This window comes from Mycobacterium xenopi, from assembly GCF_009936235.1.
GTDB classification, from domain to species: domain Bacteria; phylum Actinomycetota; class Actinomycetes; order Mycobacteriales; family Mycobacteriaceae; genus Mycobacterium; species Mycobacterium xenopi.
Map to the genome: position 1 here is coordinate 181,344 of NZ_AP022314.1, position 17,171 is coordinate 198,514.

General features: G+C 60.8%; 17 protein-coding genes. 8 read left to right on the plus strand and 9 right to left on the minus strand.

Features of this window, described 5'->3' with window-relative positions; translation table 11 throughout:
• Positions 1 to 9 precede the first annotated feature (9 nt).
• Complete coding sequence (locus tag MYXE_RS00740) at positions 10 to 354, minus strand: hypothetical protein (RefSeq protein WP_023870424.1); 345 nt, start codon at positions 352 to 354, stop codon at positions 10 to 12.
• Between the two features lie 255 nt (positions 355 to 609).
• Here MYXE_RS00740 and MYXE_RS00745 point away from each other — a divergent pair, with 255 nt between their 5' ends.
• Both MYXE_RS00745 and MYXE_RS00750 read left to right on the plus strand, forming a co-directional pair.
• Positions 610 to 1,410, plus strand: a complete 801-nt coding sequence (locus MYXE_RS00745; RefSeq protein ID WP_033720763.1) for an XRE family transcriptional regulator — start codon at positions 610 to 612, stop codon at positions 1,408 to 1,410.
• A gap of 8 nt (positions 1,411 to 1,418) precedes the next feature.
• On the plus strand, positions 1,419 to 1,886 hold the full coding sequence (locus tag MYXE_RS00750) for an NUDIX hydrolase (protein WP_023870426.1): 468 nt from the start codon (positions 1,419 to 1,421) through the stop codon (positions 1,884 to 1,886).
• 20 nt (positions 1,887 to 1,906) lie between these two features.
• On the opposite strand, the gene MYXE_RS00755 is transcribed toward MYXE_RS00750, so the two are convergent.
• On the minus strand, positions 1,907 to 2,440 hold the full coding sequence (locus tag MYXE_RS00755) for an HD domain-containing protein (protein ID WP_031354460.1): 534 nt from the start codon (positions 2,438 to 2,440) through the stop codon (positions 1,907 to 1,909).
• Between the two features lie 559 nt (positions 2,441 to 2,999).
• On the opposite strand from MYXE_RS00755, the gene MYXE_RS00760 reads away from it, so the two are divergent.
• Positions 3,000 to 3,641, plus strand: a complete 642-nt coding sequence (locus MYXE_RS00760) for an RNA polymerase sigma factor (RefSeq protein ID WP_031354461.1) — start codon at positions 3,000 to 3,002, stop codon at positions 3,639 to 3,641.
• Positions 3,638 to 3,871, plus strand: a complete 234-nt coding sequence (locus tag MYXE_RS00765) for a zf-HC2 domain-containing protein (protein WP_023870429.1) — start codon at positions 3,638 to 3,640, stop codon at positions 3,869 to 3,871. Before MYXE_RS00760 ends, MYXE_RS00765 begins: the two co-directional genes overlap by 4 nt.
• Before the next feature lie 822 nt (positions 3,872 to 4,693).
• On the opposite strand, the gene MYXE_RS00770 is transcribed toward MYXE_RS00765, so the two are convergent.
• Entirely contained in the window at positions 4,694 to 5,977 is a 1,284-nt protein-coding gene (locus tag MYXE_RS00770; protein ID WP_043079263.1) for a bifunctional alpha/beta hydrolase/OsmC family protein, read from the minus strand.
• Between the two features lie 317 nt (positions 5,978 to 6,294).
• Here MYXE_RS00770 and MYXE_RS00775 point away from each other — a divergent pair, with 317 nt between their 5' ends.
• Together MYXE_RS00775 and MYXE_RS00780 are read left to right on the plus strand one after the other, a co-directional pair.
• Positions 6,295 to 7,041: an SDR family NAD(P)-dependent oxidoreductase gene (locus MYXE_RS00775; RefSeq protein ID WP_023870431.1), complete on the plus strand. Its 747-nt coding sequence runs from the start codon at positions 6,295 to 6,297 to the stop codon at positions 7,039 to 7,041.
• A 103-nt stretch (positions 7,042 to 7,144) separates the two neighbouring features.
• Positions 7,145 to 7,987, plus strand: a complete 843-nt coding sequence (locus tag MYXE_RS00780) for an LLM class F420-dependent oxidoreductase (protein ID WP_225341763.1) — start codon at positions 7,145 to 7,147, stop codon at positions 7,985 to 7,987.
• A gap of 1,475 nt (positions 7,988 to 9,462) precedes the next feature.
• Here MYXE_RS00780 and MYXE_RS00785 read toward each other — a convergent pair.
• The 5 genes from MYXE_RS00785 to MYXE_RS00805 all read right to left on the minus strand — a co-directional run bounded on the left by MYXE_RS00785 (position 9,463) and on the right by MYXE_RS00805 (position 14,580).
• Complete coding sequence (locus MYXE_RS00785) at positions 9,463 to 10,251, minus strand: HAD-IIA family hydrolase (protein WP_031354504.1); 789 nt, start codon at positions 10,249 to 10,251, stop codon at positions 9,463 to 9,465.
• Between the two features lie 313 nt (positions 10,252 to 10,564).
• Entirely contained in the window at positions 10,565 to 10,912 is a 348-nt protein-coding gene (locus tag MYXE_RS00790; protein WP_196760141.1) for an ArsR/SmtB family transcription factor, read from the minus strand.
• Positions 10,913 to 11,301: 389 nt separating this feature from the next.
• Positions 11,302 to 12,426, minus strand: coding sequence for an alkene reductase (locus MYXE_RS00795; protein WP_016343720.1), 1,125 nt, complete (start codon positions 12,424 to 12,426; stop codon positions 11,302 to 11,304).
• A 61-nt stretch (positions 12,427 to 12,487) separates the two neighbouring features.
• Positions 12,488 to 13,972 (minus strand): aldehyde dehydrogenase family protein, encoded by a 1,485-nt coding sequence (locus tag MYXE_RS00800; RefSeq protein ID WP_016343721.1) that lies wholly within the window; start codon positions 13,970 to 13,972, stop codon positions 12,488 to 12,490.
• A gap of 407 nt (positions 13,973 to 14,379) precedes the next feature.
• Positions 14,380 to 14,580, minus strand: coding sequence for a hypothetical protein (locus tag MYXE_RS00805; RefSeq protein WP_036448118.1), 201 nt, complete (start codon positions 14,578 to 14,580; stop codon positions 14,380 to 14,382).
• A 620-nt stretch (positions 14,581 to 15,200) separates the two neighbouring features.
• Between MYXE_RS00805 and MYXE_RS00810 the strand changes: the two genes are divergently transcribed.
• Entirely contained in the window at positions 15,201 to 15,683 is a 483-nt protein-coding gene (locus MYXE_RS00810) for a YkgB family protein (protein ID WP_031354506.1), read from the plus strand.
• 366 nt (positions 15,684 to 16,049) lie between these two features.
• Positions 16,050 to 16,277 carry an anti-sigma factor family protein gene (locus MYXE_RS25155; RefSeq protein WP_033710422.1) on the plus strand — a complete coding sequence of 76 codons (228 nt, stop codon included), beginning with the start codon at positions 16,050 to 16,052 and terminating at the stop codon, positions 16,275 to 16,277.
• A gap of 75 nt (positions 16,278 to 16,352) precedes the next feature.
• Here the strand turns inward: MYXE_RS25155 and MYXE_RS00820 are convergent, their stop codons facing one another.
• Complete coding sequence (locus tag MYXE_RS00820) at positions 16,353 to 17,063, minus strand: cysteine hydrolase family protein (protein ID WP_033710423.1); 711 nt, start codon at positions 17,061 to 17,063, stop codon at positions 16,353 to 16,355.
• Positions 17,064 to 17,171: the final 108 nt, after the last annotated feature.

Here is a 17,171-nt window from a genome sequence, read left to right on the forward strand (position 1 = left end):
GCTCAGCGGTTATTTCTGCGGACGGGCCTGCTCACTCGACCCAGCACCGTTCGGGGTGGTGGGGCTGATCGCGTCGGCTCGGAACGCCACACCACTGCGATCGCCTTGTGCCCATGGGATGGCCACCAACCCCGACACTGAGACTGGTTGCGTGACTGTCACTTTCGGGTCACCTGCGACGGTGACGTTGAGGACTTCACCGCCGGTGTCATCCAACGCCAGCACCTGGGTGGCAAACAGCGGCACCCCGGTGGCGGTGTCGACTTTCGGGCTGCCGGTCTCGAAGTTCAGCCTTGGCTCAGCCGCACGGGTGACGATGAACCGGGTTCCTGACGTATCGATTCTCAAACGCATTGTCCTACTGGTCCTTTCATGATCTGCTTGCACCCGTTTCGAATGCTGGGCACAGTTCACGTGGACACCGGGGACGTAGCGAGGGACATTTACAGGCATTGCCGACACGGCCTCGGACGTTTCAGACACGACCGAGACACACCAGCGGACGTCGCACGGGCATTACCGTCACGGAGTGGCGACGGACCCATGGCAAACTAGGAACCACGCGTAGAGGATGGACAGAATCGACACGGGAAGATGTGCGCTGACACGATGGACGATCACGACGATGCTGAGGCCGTGACGATCCCCAACGAGCGCCTCGCACAGCGGCTACGGGCCAAGGGCCTATCCCACGCACGGTTCGCCACTGCCGTGGGTGTGGATATCAAGACAGTGCGACGCTGGCTGGCCGACAGTGACTACAAGGTCCGAGAACACAACGCCCACCGGGCCGCCGATGTGCTCGACTGCACCCCGTACGACCTGTGGCCCAACCAATACCCGCCCTCCACTGCGCACCCACTGGCGACAACGTCATCGGGTGGGCCGTTCACCGCGACGCTGTATGCCAGCCGCACCCAGCTACCGATCACCGCATGGCAGCAGCATTTCGCCGACGCCACCACCAGCATCGACATCCTCGTCCTGGCCGCCACGTTCCTCTTCGACACCCTCGACGGATTCCTCGACACCCTCCTCGGCGCCGCCGCCCGCGGCGTTGCAGTGCGATTTCTCGTTGGTAACCCCGACACCGCCACCACGATCCTGCGCGGTCAAGACGAGGGGATCGGTGAAGCCGTCATCGCCCGATGCCGCACCTCCGTCGAACTGCTCACCCCCCACGCCGGCACCCCAGGACTGAACATCCGCACCCACGACACCACGCTCTACACGTCGATCTTCCGCGTCGACGATGCGATGATCGTCAACTTCCACATCTACGGCTCACCCGGACGCAACAACCCCGTCCTCGTGCTATCGCGCCACCACGAACCCCGCCTCTGGGCCACCCTCGAACAGGCCTTCACCCAGGTATGGGACAACGCCACACCCCTGACCGCGAAAGGCTGAACCCATCGATGCGCACCGACTACTACAACGACCCCAACGCCCCGCAGCCCAACAGTGTCGTCCCCTCGGCTTCGGCCATCGTCACTGACGAACAGGGACGCATCCTGCTCATCAAACGCCGCGACAACACCCTGTGGGCGCTACCCGGCGGTGGACACGACATCGGCGAAACCATCGCCGATACCGCGGTACGCGAGGTCAAAGAAGAAACCGGGCTTGACGTCGAAGTCACCGGACTGGTCGGTGTCTACACCAACCCGCAGCACGTGGTCGCGTTCTCCGATGGTGAAGTCCGCCAACAGTTCTCGCTGTCCTTCACCACCAAGGTGCTCGGCGGAACCCTGGCGATCGACGATGAAAGCACCGAAATCGCCTGGACCCATCCCGACGACATGACCGGCCTGGACATGCACCCATCGATGCGGCTGCGCATCGACCACTACCTGCAACACCGCGACGCTCCCTACCTCGGCTGATCCGCGAGCAGTAAGGGCGGCTACTTCCAGGCGCGTACCCGTCCTACTGTCGCCAGCAACTCGTCGCGACCTGCGTCGACCGCCCGGTGCACCGGATCCTCGGGCCCGTAGCGCGCTAACACGTCGCTCAGGCGATCCTGCGGAGGTATCGGTAACCCGTCAGGTCCGGTCGTGAGATCGCAAAAGGTCAACGCATCCAGAACATCGCTGGGTGGATCGCCGAACGCCGATAAACCCGACACGCCTCGCTCAGCAGCCTCCGCGAGCGCACCGGTGTGAAACGCCACCAACGACGCGACCAATTCCCCAAAACCCGCCCACCGGGCAAACTTCGCGCCGTCGAGAGGATGAAACTCGGTTTGGCGCACCGACGGTGCGTAGCCGATATCGTGCAGCCACGCCGCCGCCACCAAGCAGTCCGCTGTGTCCGCATCGAAACGTCGACTCAACCGCTCGGCAGCCGCCGCGACACCCCGCACATGCGCCAACCGCGGCAACCCAGCCAGCCGTGCCTCCGCCTCTCGCCGTGCACGCTGCGTCAGAACCCCGCTCACAACCGCCAGCCTACGAGTCCCACCGCCACTGTGCAGGCCCATAGCTGATGGCCGTTGCAGCATTCGTCTCCGAAGCCCGTAGAAATCCGGCGGCTACCTGCGGGCTTCGCTACGCTCGCTCTGCTCCCGTCCGCTGGCGCTCCCGTCCGCGCCGCTCCCTACGCTTCGCCCTCCGTCCGCCGCCAACACCAGCCCGCGCAGACATCCAGTGCCCGCATCTCAATGCCCACCACACCCTGGCAGCACGACCAGCCTCACTGTCCTCGCCCCCGCCGCATCGAGACGCCGCGCGCAGCAGGCGCGACCGATGCCCGCCTGACCGCCTTGACCTGCGGTGTGATAACTTTCCTTACTGCTATCAAGGACGAGACCACGCGGCGCATCGTCCGGCCGAACTGTACATGTATTTCACCAAATCGTTCGAGAGCGCAGGCCTGCCGAAATGTAGGCAATTCGGCTCGCACCCGATTGGGAATCCCGGTCAATAGAGGTATGACGGGTATGGCTGAGCCGTCGGTAGCGCCATCGCTATACCGGTAGGTACAGTCGCTGAGTGACCATGACCGCAGCCACGGTTTCGGAAGACGAGGGCGCTTTGGTCGCTGCACTTCGCGCCGGCGACCATCGAGCTTTTGCTCGGTTGGTCGATCGTCACACTCCGGCGATGCTGCGGGTGGCACGTGGCTACGTGCCGAGTGAGCAGCATGCCGAGGACGTCGTGCAGGAGACGTGGATCGCGCTCCTCAAGGGCTTGGACAGATTCGAGGGACGGTCGTCCCTACGTACTTGGCTTTTTACGGTTCTTGTCAATATCGCCAAGACTAGAGGGCTCAAGGAACGCAGGCACGTCGACACTCAGATCAAAGCGTTCACCGGCGGCACAGTTGACCCCGAGCGGTTCCGTGCTGCTGGCGACGAGCTACCCGGGCACTGGAAGGCGGAGGAGACACCGACTCCTTTCCCGGACACCCCTGAGGGCTCGGCTCTCAGCAGAGAACTCACCGACGTCGCCAAGCGCAATCTCGATACCTTGCCTGAGCGTCAGCGCATTGTCGTGACGATGCGCGACATGCTCGGTCTCGATTCCGATGAGGTCTGTGCACTACTCGAGATCAGCGCTGCGAACCAGCGGGTATTGCTTCATCGTGGCCGTGCGGTCATTCGAGAGGCTCTCGAAAATTACCTGAAAGATGCGTCGTGAACCCACTCGATTGCAACGAGCTCGTCGAAATTGTCACTGCCTATCTGGACGGCTCACTCGACCTCGAAACGCGGGCGCGCTTCGACGAGCACCTGCTCGAATGCGACGGATGCGATAACTACCTGCAGCAGTTTCGGGTCACTATCAGCACGGTCGGCCGGATCCGTGAAAGCGAGTTGGCACCGGAATTCCGCGCGCAACTACTTGAGGCTTTCAAGGATTGGCGGTGACGCCCTTTTACAACCACAGAGTGCCACCTGCGGGCCAAATGAAGCAGTCCCGGCGCCTGGCAAGCACGCGCGATCGTGCGGGGATGGCGCCACAGTTGTTGGTAGGCGCTATTTGACTCGGGCATCGGCTTGCGAAGGTCGCAGCGGGCTTCGTCCCGAGTAACTTGACCAAACCTATTCGTGCGCAACTATTTGCATGCTTACGCTCTTGGTCAGCGGCATTGGTGTATGGTGAGCCTCCCCGGTTTCAGTGGACACCCGAGATAGCGGGGCACGGGGTTCCGCTGGGAGGATGTGGGTATGTCCAGGACTCGTCGGTCGTTCACGGCGGAGTTCAAGGCTCAGGCCGCTCGGCGGGCGATTGATGGTGGCCCAGCCGGTCGCCGAGATCGGCCGGGAGCTCAATGTTCACGAGCACCTGTTACGTAAATGGGTGGCGGCCGAAAGGCTCCGGGACGGCGCTGCCACCGATGCGCACAGGGTTCCACCGGATGGTGGCTGACCGCGATCGAGCGTGCCGAGTTGGCACCCGGTTCCGTACGGGGATCGCCGAGAAGGAACGCGATATCGCGTTCGTGAGAAAAGTATCGGCGTACTTTGCGGCACAGCAACGCAGTCGTTTCGAGCTCATCGCCGCGGGGTTCGGGCTACCTGTGGGCGGTTCCGGCGCACCACGGTGCCCGGTCGGATGCGCATTCGCGCAAACTATCCTGTCACCACTTCTGTACCGGACATTAATCCGCACGACGCCAACGGGACGCAATGGGCTCATGCGATGAAGCGTTCGCGGCCCATGATCCGCGCTTCGGGCTCGTGGGTGACTCAGCGGTCGCCGATGATCGAGGATGCTGGTGAAAGCTGGGAATGATTACTGTCACGGAGTCGCCCGGTGGTGCGAATGTCCACTTCGGAGCGGAGAGTGCGGTGCACTGGACACCTGCTGGCGATCTCCATGAGCCTGTCGCGTTGGATGGCGCTCAGTGGTCCCTGCAACATAATGTGGCGTTCAATGCGATCGATGAACCCTTTCGTTTTGTCGAGCTCGGCACAGTCCTGCGCGTGGACACGGGAATGGCGGGCATCGACAACCACGCTTTCCAGTGGCCATCGTTTGCGTTCGGCGTACATCCTGATCGTCATCGACGTACAGGCTCCCAACGCGGCGAGCAATAGGTCGTACGGGGTGGGGCCCATGTCGTCGCTGATCGGACGAGGTTCATCCGCAACAAGGCGGTGCGAGCCGACCGTGATGTCCTGGGTGAGACTTCCCGCATCACCCCGCTCTGCGACCCGTACGACACCGTCGTCACTAGGCGGAGGGCCGCTGCGAGTCAGAGCTGTGCTCGCATGGTGCTTCAGGTAACGGCCAGCCCAGGCAGCTATCACAGTAGCGGCGTACTCGGCGTCGTCGCGGCAGCTGAGCAGATGATCAGCGCCGTCAAGTGCGACAAAGGATTTAGGGTGCCGCGCGATGTCGAAGATCTCTCGGGCATTGTCGACTGAGACCACCTGGTCGGTCGGCGAGTGCAACACTAGGAGTGCAGCGTCGGCCGCTCGGATACGTTCCCGCTGGGGCTGTGCTGCGATGTCGTCGAGGAACTGCCGCTGCAGACGGAACTCGCGACCGGCGATAGATATAGTCGCCTCACCTGCCGCGATGTCGTCGCGTGACTGGCGCAGCAGGCCCGCTACGTGACCGGGATCTGCCGGTGTACCAATAACGGCAATGGCATTGACATCATTGATTCGCGACGCCGCCGCAAGCACCGCAGCCCCACCGAGGGAGTGCCCAATCAGCATCGTTGGCGCACCGTGGCTCGCTCGCATGAAGTCGGCTGCACACACCAAGTCATCGACATTGGAACTGAATCCTGTCGCGGCGAAGTCGCCCTCGGAGTCCCCCAACCCCGTGAAGTCGAAGCGTAGGACGCCGATACCACTGCCGGTGAGGGCACGAGAGATTCGCGCCGCAGCCGAGTTGTCTTTTCCACAGGTAAAGCAGTGCGCGAATACCGCCCACGTCGTGGGCGGCTGTTCTGGAGTCTCCAGCCGCCCAGACAGCGAACCGCTACTGCCAGCGAACGTCACGCGTTCTGAATTGCTCATCGGGACGACCTCCTCATCGCTAGAACTGGCCGGATGTGTCAGTCCGCCCGCGGTGTCCAGTTCGCGGTGGGCGGGGTCGTAAGCCCGACGAACGCAATACTTGTCCTTCCACTCGGGATCGGCTTGCCAGCAGACCCTGCACACACGGGTGCTCCAGCGCGAGCATCGCCACGCTGAACCCTATAGCACTCTGCGGGACGGCCGAGACTTGTAACGCTTGACCGTCGTCCGCACACTCATTAGTCGCACGTGATAGTACGAAGAAAACCTTGGCCGCGGCACACAATCCGGTCGACCATAAGAAAGCAGGATGAACGATGGCTGTCCAACTGTCCGAGGCACGCGTTCTCATCACCGGCGGAACTAGCGGAATCGGGCGGGCTGTTGCCGTCTCTCTGGCTAGTCACGGTGCCGTAGTGGCAGTGTCAGGCCGGAACGCGGAGCGTGGGCAACAGGTAGTAGGAGAGATCGAGTCCACGGGCGGCAAGGCCGAGTTTCTCAGCAGTGACCTGCACGACGCCGAATCCGCGAGGCTGCTCGCTGCTGAGGCTGTTACACGGCTCGGCCATATCGACGTGCTGGTGAACAACGCCGGCGTCTATCCGTTCGGACCAACCGAATCGATGACCGAAGAAGATTTCACCGCGGTGTTCAATCTCAACGTTCGCGTTCCGTTCTTCTTGGTAGCCGAACTAGCCCCCAAGATGGCCGAACGCGGCAATGGCGTGATCGTCAATGTCACTACGATGGTCGCCGAGTACGGAAACGTCGGAACCAGTCTGTACGGCGCCAGCAAAGCTGCGGTCGTATCCCTCACCAAAACGTGGGCAGCCGAGTACGGACCGCGGGGCATACGGGTCAACGCGGTCAGTCCAGGACCGACATTCACCGAAGGCACCGCAGCTATGGGTGAGGGGCTTCGCAGGCTGGTTGGCCCTGCTCCCGCGGGCCGTCCCGCGCAGGCTGAAGAAATCGCCAACTCGATTGTGTTCTTGGCGAGCGACCAAGCCAGCTACATCCACGGGGTCACCCTCGCTGTAGATGGCGGCCGCACCGCCGTCTGAACACCGGCTAACCGCACAGTCCATGCTGCCATCAATTCCGATCACACGGGAGCCGAATGCAGCGTGCATCGATTAATAAGTGTCCTGCTCATCCCATTGAAATATGAGGTATATCAATATGTCTAGCCGTCGGAACCTGCCTATTCGCGTCGGTGTGCAGCTGTGGCCAGGAGACACCCCTGACTACCGCACCTGGCGCGACGCAGTGATCACCGCTGAACAACTCGGCGTAGACGCAATCTTCGGCTACGACCATTTCCATAAACCCGCAACCGCCCCGACCTCCGACGGGTTGCCCGAGCTCCTACCCGTGCAGCCCGACGTCAATAATTTCGAAGGCTGGACGTCGCTGGCCTCATGGGGCGAGATCACCTCACGCGCCGAGATCGGCTTGCTCGTAACTGGTGTCGGTTACCGCAATCCGGATCTTCTCGCTGACATGGCCCGCACAGTCGATCACATCAGCGATGGCCGCCTGATTCTGGGGATTGGATCCGGTTGGTATGAAAAGGATTACGTCGTTTACGGTTATGAGTACGGTACCGTCAAGTCACGGATGGACCTATTCGAGCGCAGCCTGAAACGCATAAGCGAGCGGCTCGACAAACTGATACCGGCTCCGACACGCAGCATCCCGATTCTCATCGGCGGCATGGGGGTGCGCCGCACGCTGCCTTTGGTGGCACGGTACGCCGACATCTGGCATACGTTCGCCAGCCCCGCCGAGTACCGGCGTAAGAATGCACTGCTTGGCGAGTTGGCACAGGTAGTAGGGCGCGATGAGTCGGCGATTGAACGCGCAGTGCACTGGACAGGCCGCGCCGACGCCGACGCATTTGCGAGTATGGGGGTAACGTTCTTTACCACTGAAATCCACCCGGATGCAGACGGATTCGACTTTCGCGAACTCAAAGATATGATCCACTGGCGCGATACATACAGCTAGACTGGGTCAGCTCACCGCGACCCTCGCGGGCCGCCCGTGTCCGCGCTACCCAGCGTGCCCTCATACGCGCTCAGGTCACGAGCAACCTGGGCGATCCGGCTTACCCGTTTCTTCGACGATCTGGACCGCACCCTCACGGAACTCCTAGTCGTACTTCTTCCGTTTCTCTGGCATCTCGACCCCTATTGTCGATGCCTCCACGCTCTCGGGGAACTTCACCGAGCTAGTCCGCCGGCAATCTGGGCATCTACCCGGTCACCCTTCTCAGTGGACCAAGCAAAACGACATCGAACACCAAGTGCGCCAAGGTGTCCCGACGAGGGAGCCCCCGCACCAAGTCGGTCCCTGATACGGCTGACCGGCATCTACACTTGCCCGGACCAGAGTGGCTCCAACGTCCACTGCGGTGCGGTCACAGTCGATTATCTGGTCAGCCCCTGCTACAGCATCTCGTTCCAAATAAGTTGCAGGTCAATGCTATATGTCCAACACCGCAGCATCGAAGGCTGTTGCACTGCTGCGCTGTCATCGACAGGGTCAGTCGCAGCATCGTCGGCTGACCGATAGCCTCGAAGGCGATTGCCACCTTGGTGGTCAAATCATTAGACATGGCCATCAGCGACGGCCGCCCAGCCTCAGGCATGTCCTTGCTGATCACGAAACACCCTCCACTTCACGGGTTTCGGATGAAAGATCCGGGTGGCTAGACTGGGTCTGTCGTTTGGATCGATTGGGATGACCTTGGCAGTCTCTTGGGCACGCTCAGCAGCCGAATGTGAATCCGCAGGGCACCATTGCCTTGACGGCTGGCTCAGCGAACGGAGTGCGAGGTTCAGAAGGAGCCGTCGTCTTGGTCGTCGTCTCGCCGAGTGTCATTCTGATGCTGGGCGATTCAGCTCCAGCATCGCTAGCAGAATCCTCAGCTGTCGCCGTTGCGGCGAATACTATCGCAGCGACGCACGCCGACCCGGCAAGTAGCAGCTGGGCGACTTTCGCTGGGCGCCGCGTCAGTTGCGGCCCTCGCAGATTAATTGCCGATCGGAGCGTCACTCCTACGATTCTAATCCAGATATCGCGATATCGCTATATCTAGGAAGGTGGTATTAGGGCGTCTTAGTCTCGATTTCCGTCCAAGGCGATGGTCGCCGGACTCCGGGTCGCAGTTGACGGGGTCAGGCTTGTGGGCGGGTCGCGGTTGCTGGTCTCGTGGCGCCGGGTGGGACGGGCTTCCCAGTGCCAGAGGGCCTTTCGGTTGATCGGTCATAGGCGGTCCAGTGTGGGCCGAAGGCGCCGCGGGGCGCTCTCAGCCGAACTGACGGTGGGCCAGCGGTTTGCTCATCGCTGACCAGGCCCGCTTGGATGGCGTGGCGGTGCGCGGGGTGGATGAGCACGTCTGGCGGCACGGGCCGTAAAGCCGCGTACACCGGTTACTGCCACACTCACAGCGCAGGCACCGTCGTACGGCTAGATGGCTATCAGTGCTGGTGCTCGTTGCGCGTTAGCCAAGCGGGCATGTCAACGATGGAGTCCAGAGTGGTTTCTGCGGGATGTGTCTGGGTAAGGTCGATTTGGTCGGCATACATGCCGGTGCGTACCTGGATTGTGTGTGCGCCTACCGCGTTTCCCATGGCAATATCGTTGGCGGGTTGGTCGCCGATCAGCCAGAGTGCGTTCGGCTTGACGGGCACGCTCGCTGCGGCGGATCGCAGAAATTCTGGTGATGGTTTGCCGAGGAGTTTGCTGGTGACGCCGGTGGCGTGCTCAAGCGCTGCCGTGATCGCACCGGTGTCGATATGGTTGCCGTCGGGGCGTTTTCGATACTTCCCTCTTTGGAGTGCTATAAGGGTCGCACCGCGCTCGAGAGCGCGAAACGCCAAGTCGAGTAGCTGATGCGTTAGCGTGTCGTGAGTGTTGCCGACGACGACATGGGTGATCGCACCGCCGGCGTGGCGGTAGGGGGCAAATGTCGGAAGCAAGGCGCTTGACACCACCGGCAATACGTTGATCCGGCCGCGCGTTGCTTCAAAGAGTTGCAGGGCAGCGGATACGGGGGTGAAAACTTCGCCGACACGAACGTCGAATCCGCGCTCGCGCAGTGTTTCTTGGAGGGTCTGTGGTGGCACAGTATCGGTGTTGGTGAGAAAACGGAGCGTGCAACCCATGTTTCGGAGTCTTGTCACAGCCTCAGGCGCGCCGGGAACGAGCTCGTCACCAACGTATAGCGTACCGTCCAGGTCGCTGAATACGACAGGCGTTGGCGTCATCGATACTCCGCGAAATGACTGACCTGCCGCATGTGCCGGATGTATCGAGAACGTTCGGGAAGAGCGATTGGGGCGGCGCCGATCTGTTTGTCAGAACTTGGTGACATAGTGGAGTTGCCTCTGTAACGGTATGGCGTTGACGTGGATGCCGGGCTGGGCTGCGCGAAGCAATATCAAGCCGTCTCAGTTAATGATGGTAGCCCCGCGTCCTTGCGTGTTCAGTTAAAAGTGAAATGACGGCTGTAGCTTTTACCGCAGGCTATTACCTGGCTGGCTCGTGCTCAGTTGGTCAGCGAAGGAGAGCGCGCAGCGGTTAAATCAGCGCATTCAAGGCTTCCAGCAGCGACTCAATATTCTTTTCGTGCCTTTTGTAGTACGTCCAGGGCCCGATCCGTCGGGAGGTTACCAATTGCGCGCGTTGCAGAACTGCCATATATGACGACACTGTCGACTGTGATAAGCCGACATGCTTTTGAATGATACTCACGCACACGCCGACTTCTTGTGGATCGATATCCTGTTCGGGAAAATTTTTTCGCGGATCCTTGAGCCAACTGAGTATCGTTAATCGGGTAGGGTTATCGAGGGCTTTCAATGCCTCGTTGACATCAATACTTATTGAATTCTGGGAATTAGTACGTTCAGGTGAAGTGCTCAGCATTTTATGATCCCTTTCGTGGTCATGCTACGCGGGTGGGCCGCCGATCTGACGGATGTTGCACAGTAGTTAGTAAACGTGGGCCTACATCCAGTGGCGGCGTTGCTAGTTCGACACACCGGGAGCTGGAGAACGGACATGTTGCGGATCCTGTCGTGTATAGGGACTAGCGTACCTGCGAGTTTGTGCCGATGCGCTGGGTAGTTGGCCAGAACGCTGCGCGGCCCATCGGTGATCGTCGTCGGCGCATGTCGTACCTCGTTGGCGGCTTCGCGGTTGGGTCCGCATGAAACGTTTCTCGTAGGCGGTTCGGCTGGGCCGCGGAGCGTCCGAGGTGCGACTCGTCTTGCCGTGCAGCCTGATCGACTGCACGGCAAGACGTGGTTCGGTTACTAGCTACGGTAGGTGGGGTAATCGGTGTAGCCTTTCTCGGTGCCGCCGTACATGGTGCTCGGGTCCGGGGTGTTGAGCGGCCAGTCGTTGGCGATCCGTTCGGGCAGGTCTGGGTTGGCGATGAACGGTCGGCCGAAGGCGATCAAGTCGGCCCAGCCAGCCTCAATGGCACGGACTGCGCGTTCGGCGGTGTACTTGCCCGCCAGTAGGATGGTTCCGCTGAAGTTTTCGCGCACTGCGACACGGAAGCTTTCCGGCATTTCGGGAGCGTTGTCCCAGTCGGCCTCAGCCAACGACACATATGCGATGCCAACCTCTTCGAGGATCTTTACCGCCTCGATGTAGGTCTCATGGGGGTCATCTTCAACCAGGCCAAGGTAGACACGGTCTTCGCCAGTAGTGGTGAACAATGGCGAAAACCGCACACCCAGACGGTCTTTACCGACGACGCCGGCAACTGCCTCGACCACCTCGCGCAGGAACCGGAGGCGATTCTGCAGGGAACCGCCGTATTCGTCGTTGCGGTGGTTGGTATGGGTGGACATGAACTGGTTGACCAAGTACCCGTTGGCTGAGTGGATTTCCACCCCGTCGAATCCGGCGTCGAGAGCATTGCGCGCGGCGTCGGCGTAGAGCTGCACGACGTCTTTGACCTCGCCGGTCGTCAGAGCCCGCGGCGGCGACGGCGGCGCCAGCGCTCCGGCTCCCGGGCCCGTTTCCACGAAAACCTTCACGGCGTCCGCGGTGATGGCCGACGGGGCGACCGGTGCGCCGGCGTCGGGCTGCAACGAGGTGTGCGACACCCGTCCCACATGCCAGAGCTGGTTGAAGATCACCCCACCGGCGGTGTGAACCGCATCGGTGACTTTGCGCCAACCCGCAACCTGTTCAAGGTTGTGGATCCCGGGTGTCCAGGCGTAGCCCTGCCCGCGCGGTTCGATCTGCGTACCTTCGGTCACCATGAACCCGGCGCCACTGCGCTGCGTGTAGTAATCCGCCATGAGTTCGTTGGGTACGTTGCCGGGCTGCGAACTGCGCGAACGGGTCAACGGGGGAAGAACGATGCGATTCTTGACCTCATAGGGGCCGAGCTTGGTAGCGGTGAACAGCACTGAGTCTTTCATTTCTTTTCTTTCCGGTGTTGGTGTGATGGTTTAAATCTTGTGCAGCGATGGGATACGCGATTTAGAACAGTCCGCGCGGAGCTTCGTTCATGCTCACGTAGATGTTCTTCTTGTGGGTGTACGCGTCAAGCATGGATTTGTAGGCTTCGCGGCCCAGGCCGGATTTCTTGTAGCCCCCGAAAGGTGCATGCGCAGGGATCTCATGGGCGGTGTTCACCCACATCCGACCGGTCTCCACCGCGCGTGCCACGCGAAGTGCACGGTTGATGTCTTGGGTCCACACTGTGCCGGCGAGTCCGTATTCTGAGTCGTTGGCCAAGGCGATAACTTCATCCTCGTCCTTGAATGGGATAACAACGAGAACGGGGCCGAAGATCTCTTCCGATGCAACGCGCATATCGTTGCGCACATCGACCAATATTGTCGGCTCGACAAAGAATCCGGAATCGTAGTCCCCGCCAGTGAGCCGGCGACCACCCGTCAAAACCGTGGCACCTTCAGCACGACCGGTTTCTACATAGCCCAACACGCGCTCCAGCTGGGCTTTGCTGATCAACGAGCCCACCTGGGTGTCTGGTGAGAGGGGATCCCCCACGCGGGCCGTGGTGAACTTGGCTTTTAGTTCGTCGATAAAACGGTCGTAGATCGACTCGTGAATGAAGAGGCGAGCTCCGGATTCGCAGGCTTGGCCTTGATTCCATAGAATCGCCAGGGCTGCCCCCTCGACGGCCTTGTCCCAATTCGCGTCGGGGAAAACGATATTCGCCGATTTGCCGCCCAGCTCCAGCGTTGCTGGTACCAGTCTTTTGGCTGCGGCTTCGGCGACGGTGTAGCCGACTCGGGTGGAACCGGTGAATGCCAGCTTCTGTACCGTCGGGTGATCCAGCACGGCCTGGCCGGCAACCGGCCCTGTGCCGGTGACGATGTTGACGACACCGGGGGGAAGAACTTGCGCGAAAATCTTTGCCAGTTCGGAAATGCTGACCGGCGTCATCTCCGATGGCTTGATCACCACGGTGTTCCCTGTGGCGATTGCCGGGGCAATCTTCCAGGCTGCCATCAACAACGGAAAGTTCCAGGGGATCACCTGACCAACCACACCAAGCGGTTCGCTCAGCACGAGGCTGAGGGTCTGTTCATCAAGCACGGCCGCCTCGTCTGAGTGACTGCGAATCACTCCGGCGAAGTACCTGAAGTGATCAATGGCGATGGGCACGTCGAGAACGCGCGACTCGCGAATCGGCTTGCCCACATCCAGCGACTCCAGGACCGCGAAACGCTCGGCGTCAGCCTCCAGCAGGTCGGCGATCCTGTTCAACGCGTTCGCACGTTCCGTCACCGTGGTCGCCCTCCAGCCCGCAAACGCACGCTGCGCCGCCTGGACCGCGCGATCGACATCAGCGGCTGTTCCACTAGGAATACGAGTCAGCACCTCACCCGTCGCGGGATTGATACTCTCGATCGTCTCCCCGGACTCCGCGTCCACCCATTGGTTGTCGATGAACATTCCGTAGCTGCGGTCCGGAGCATACTGGGACGTGGACATGGCGCGCTTCTCCTTCTGATTGGCGGGCGGGCCGGAAGTACAACCGGCTCAACCTCTTCCGTGATTTCGTTGTTCACCACCCCTGACGACGTGGTGCCACCAACCCTAACCTAGATATCGAGATACGTCAATATCCCAATAGCGCGATATTCAGATGGGCGTAAAGGGGGTGTCTTCCTGCGCTAACACCGCCGGGTCGGCTGGTTGGTGGCCGTCGGTGCGTGACCGTGCTTGAGGTGCGCTCTGCTGCGCGGCTTAACTCGGACGATCCCCACTCAATAGGGACTCGCCGAACTGCGCAGGTTCGACCGTGCCATCCGGCCAGGAACCCGCAGTCGAATGAAATCGGCAACGATACGAAAACCGTGAACCACCCCAGGTTTGACGCGGATCAAACCCGGGGTGGTTCAAAGTGCTTGGGAGGCGGTGCCAAGCCGGCGGTGCGGTGGCCACTTGATCGATTCTCGCGCAGCGTCTACTTCCTGGGCCGAGGTCTGCTGCAACGCCGCAAGCTTGCCGAGCATCGTCGACCTCGTCATGTGCACCATGCCTGTCAGCTCCGGTCGAAAAGTGAGCAGGTAGTTCCGGTTGAAAAGTGAGCACTTCACCTTTCGATTGGAGAGTGATCACTGTGGAGGATTGGGCGGAGATTCGCCGGCTGTATCGGTCGGAGAAGCTGTCGCAGGCTGCGATTGCGCAACATGGTCGGACCATCGCTCCTAGCCGTCGATAGCCTCTCAAGGTCGCCCAAAACTGGAGAGACCCAGCACTGTCTGGTGGCGGTCAGTGCGTTTAGGGTTGCGTTCATCGCCTTGCTCAAAGCAGATTGGTCGCCAAATCTGTTCGGCCGTTAGTTAGTCGCGACACAGCAAATCGGCACTACGAGGGCCGACAGACCACGCCGGCGTTTTCCCTGACAGCGCTGCGCTGCTAAATGGTCCGTGCTTTGCTGGTCGATTGCGCCGACACGGGGCGGATAAGCCGACTTCTGGGGTTACCGCGACTAAAGGAACTTGGCGTCGACGACCGCAGCGCCGCGCGGAAGGGCGTGGGCACCCAAATGGTCGAGGGCGAGACCTCGCAATCCGCGTCGTCGGTCTCGACCCACAAGATCCCCGCAGGAACTATGACGTACGGCACACCCACCTAAACGGAAGCGCTGTAACGCTTTCCGAAGTGCATAGCACTCAGTGGTGTAGTCAACCCAACTAGCAAGGGAGTCATCATGATCGCTACCATCCGCGAGCAGATTCAAGCCGGCGTGCGCCCAGAGTCGCCAGTAGCACGTGGCGGCGCGGGCCTGGCACGGTACGGGCTGGCCGTCGTCATCGCCTGGATCGGCATGCTGAAGTTCACAGAGTACGAAGCCAACGGCATCGCGCCATTCGTGTCGAACAGCCCTTTCATGTCTTGGCTGTACGACATTTTCTCGATCACCACCTTTTCGTCGCTACTCGGTGTAGTCGAGATCGCAATCGCGGTCTTGCTCGCCGTCAAACCGTGGTTCCCTCGACTCTCAGCGATCGGTAGCCTCATGGCCATCGGCATGTTCGCCACAACACTGACATTCGTGCTCAGTACGCCTGGTGCATTCGAAGCATCAGCAGGAGGTTTCCCGGTGTTGTCGTCGACTGGTCAGTTCCTGATCAAGGACGTCGCACTGCTCGGAATCTCTGCCTGGACGCTGGTCGATGCACTCACACGCCGCTGAGGCCGAAGCCGCCCTCGTCACCTCGCTTCGTGCGGGTGACGAGGGCGGCTTCGTGCAAGTTGTCGACTTGCAAGCCCCACGACGCCACGCCTCGCACGCGACTACGTCAGGACACCAGATCGCCGAAGGCCCCCTACAGGAAGGCCTCTTACACAAAGGAATCGGCTCTTCCCAGGATCAGTCACCTCGGTTCACAGAGCTGTCTGCGAACTTTCATAGGAGGAAAGGTCGCAGTCCCTTGACGACGAGAAACTGGACGAGGAGTCGGAGCAACGAAGCCATCCTCGGGAATTTTTCCTCAAGCACCGGGGAGCATGGTCGCCGGCGAGCCGGTCGCTCATGCACTACATGAAAGGATGCAGACAGATGAGATGCAACGAACTCGCCGAACTACTCACCGAATACCTGGACGACTCGCTCGGTTCGAGCGACCACGTGAGGCTCGAAACGCACCTGTCCGAGTGCGCCGGATGCGCAAACTATCGCACTCAATACATATCGACGATCGCAATCTTGAATCAGATCCCCGTGGCCGGCTTCAAGCGCACGCTGCGCGATACGTTATCGGCGCACTTACACCAACGGCGCCGCTGAGCTTCGCAGGGCAACCGAGTTCAGCTCAGCAACAATGGATACACCAACTTTGCTGCCGTCAGCGCCCATCGGTCTTTAGGTGGCTTGCGCCAACTCAGCCACCGCTTGATCGGTGGTCCAGATAGCTGAGGCGAGGAATCGGAAATTAATCAGGGCAGCCAAGTATCCGTCGCCTTCGGGCAACCGTGCACCCGCAGTCGCGTCACGGATGACGACAACCTCGAAACCCTGTTCGATCAGCTCGCGCAAATGGCTTTCGGTGCACAGATTCGCGGCCATTCCAGCCAGAAGAACCTGGGTCACACCGCGTTTGCGAAGCTGAAGTACGAGATCGTTGGACTGCGGACCCACGATTTTATGGGGAGAAGCGACCACCGTCTTTCCGTCCAGGATGCGGTTCTTGTACCGCTCGAGATAGTCCGCGCCCGAACCGTCGAACCCTTCCAGCTGCAGCGGATGCGTCCGCGCGAACATGCCGACACTGTGCATGAAGCGCTCAAGCGGTCCGGCGAATTGCCAGTCCTGATCGGATGGATAGTAATAGTGCGGAGAGATCGCAACCGTGATCCCCGCGCTCTTGGCAGCTGACAGTAGTTGGTCGATGTGCTCGACAGTGCCGTTGTCTTCGACGCTGGCGCCGAACACCGACCATGTTGCACCATCGGGGCTGAGAAAGTCGTTCTGCGGGTCAGTCACGACGAGCGCAGCGTGCGTCACGTCAAGCTGGAAGCCAGATGGCGGAAGTCCGGGCTCTGCGGGCTCGTCGTACACGGATGAAGTCGACATTGGATGGGAGTCCCTTTCCTATCGGGCGCTAGTGCGCGACACACGGCAGCGCCCGGAAAGTATAAATAGACGACCGGTCGGATATCAACAAGTCCGGCCTTTCGGACC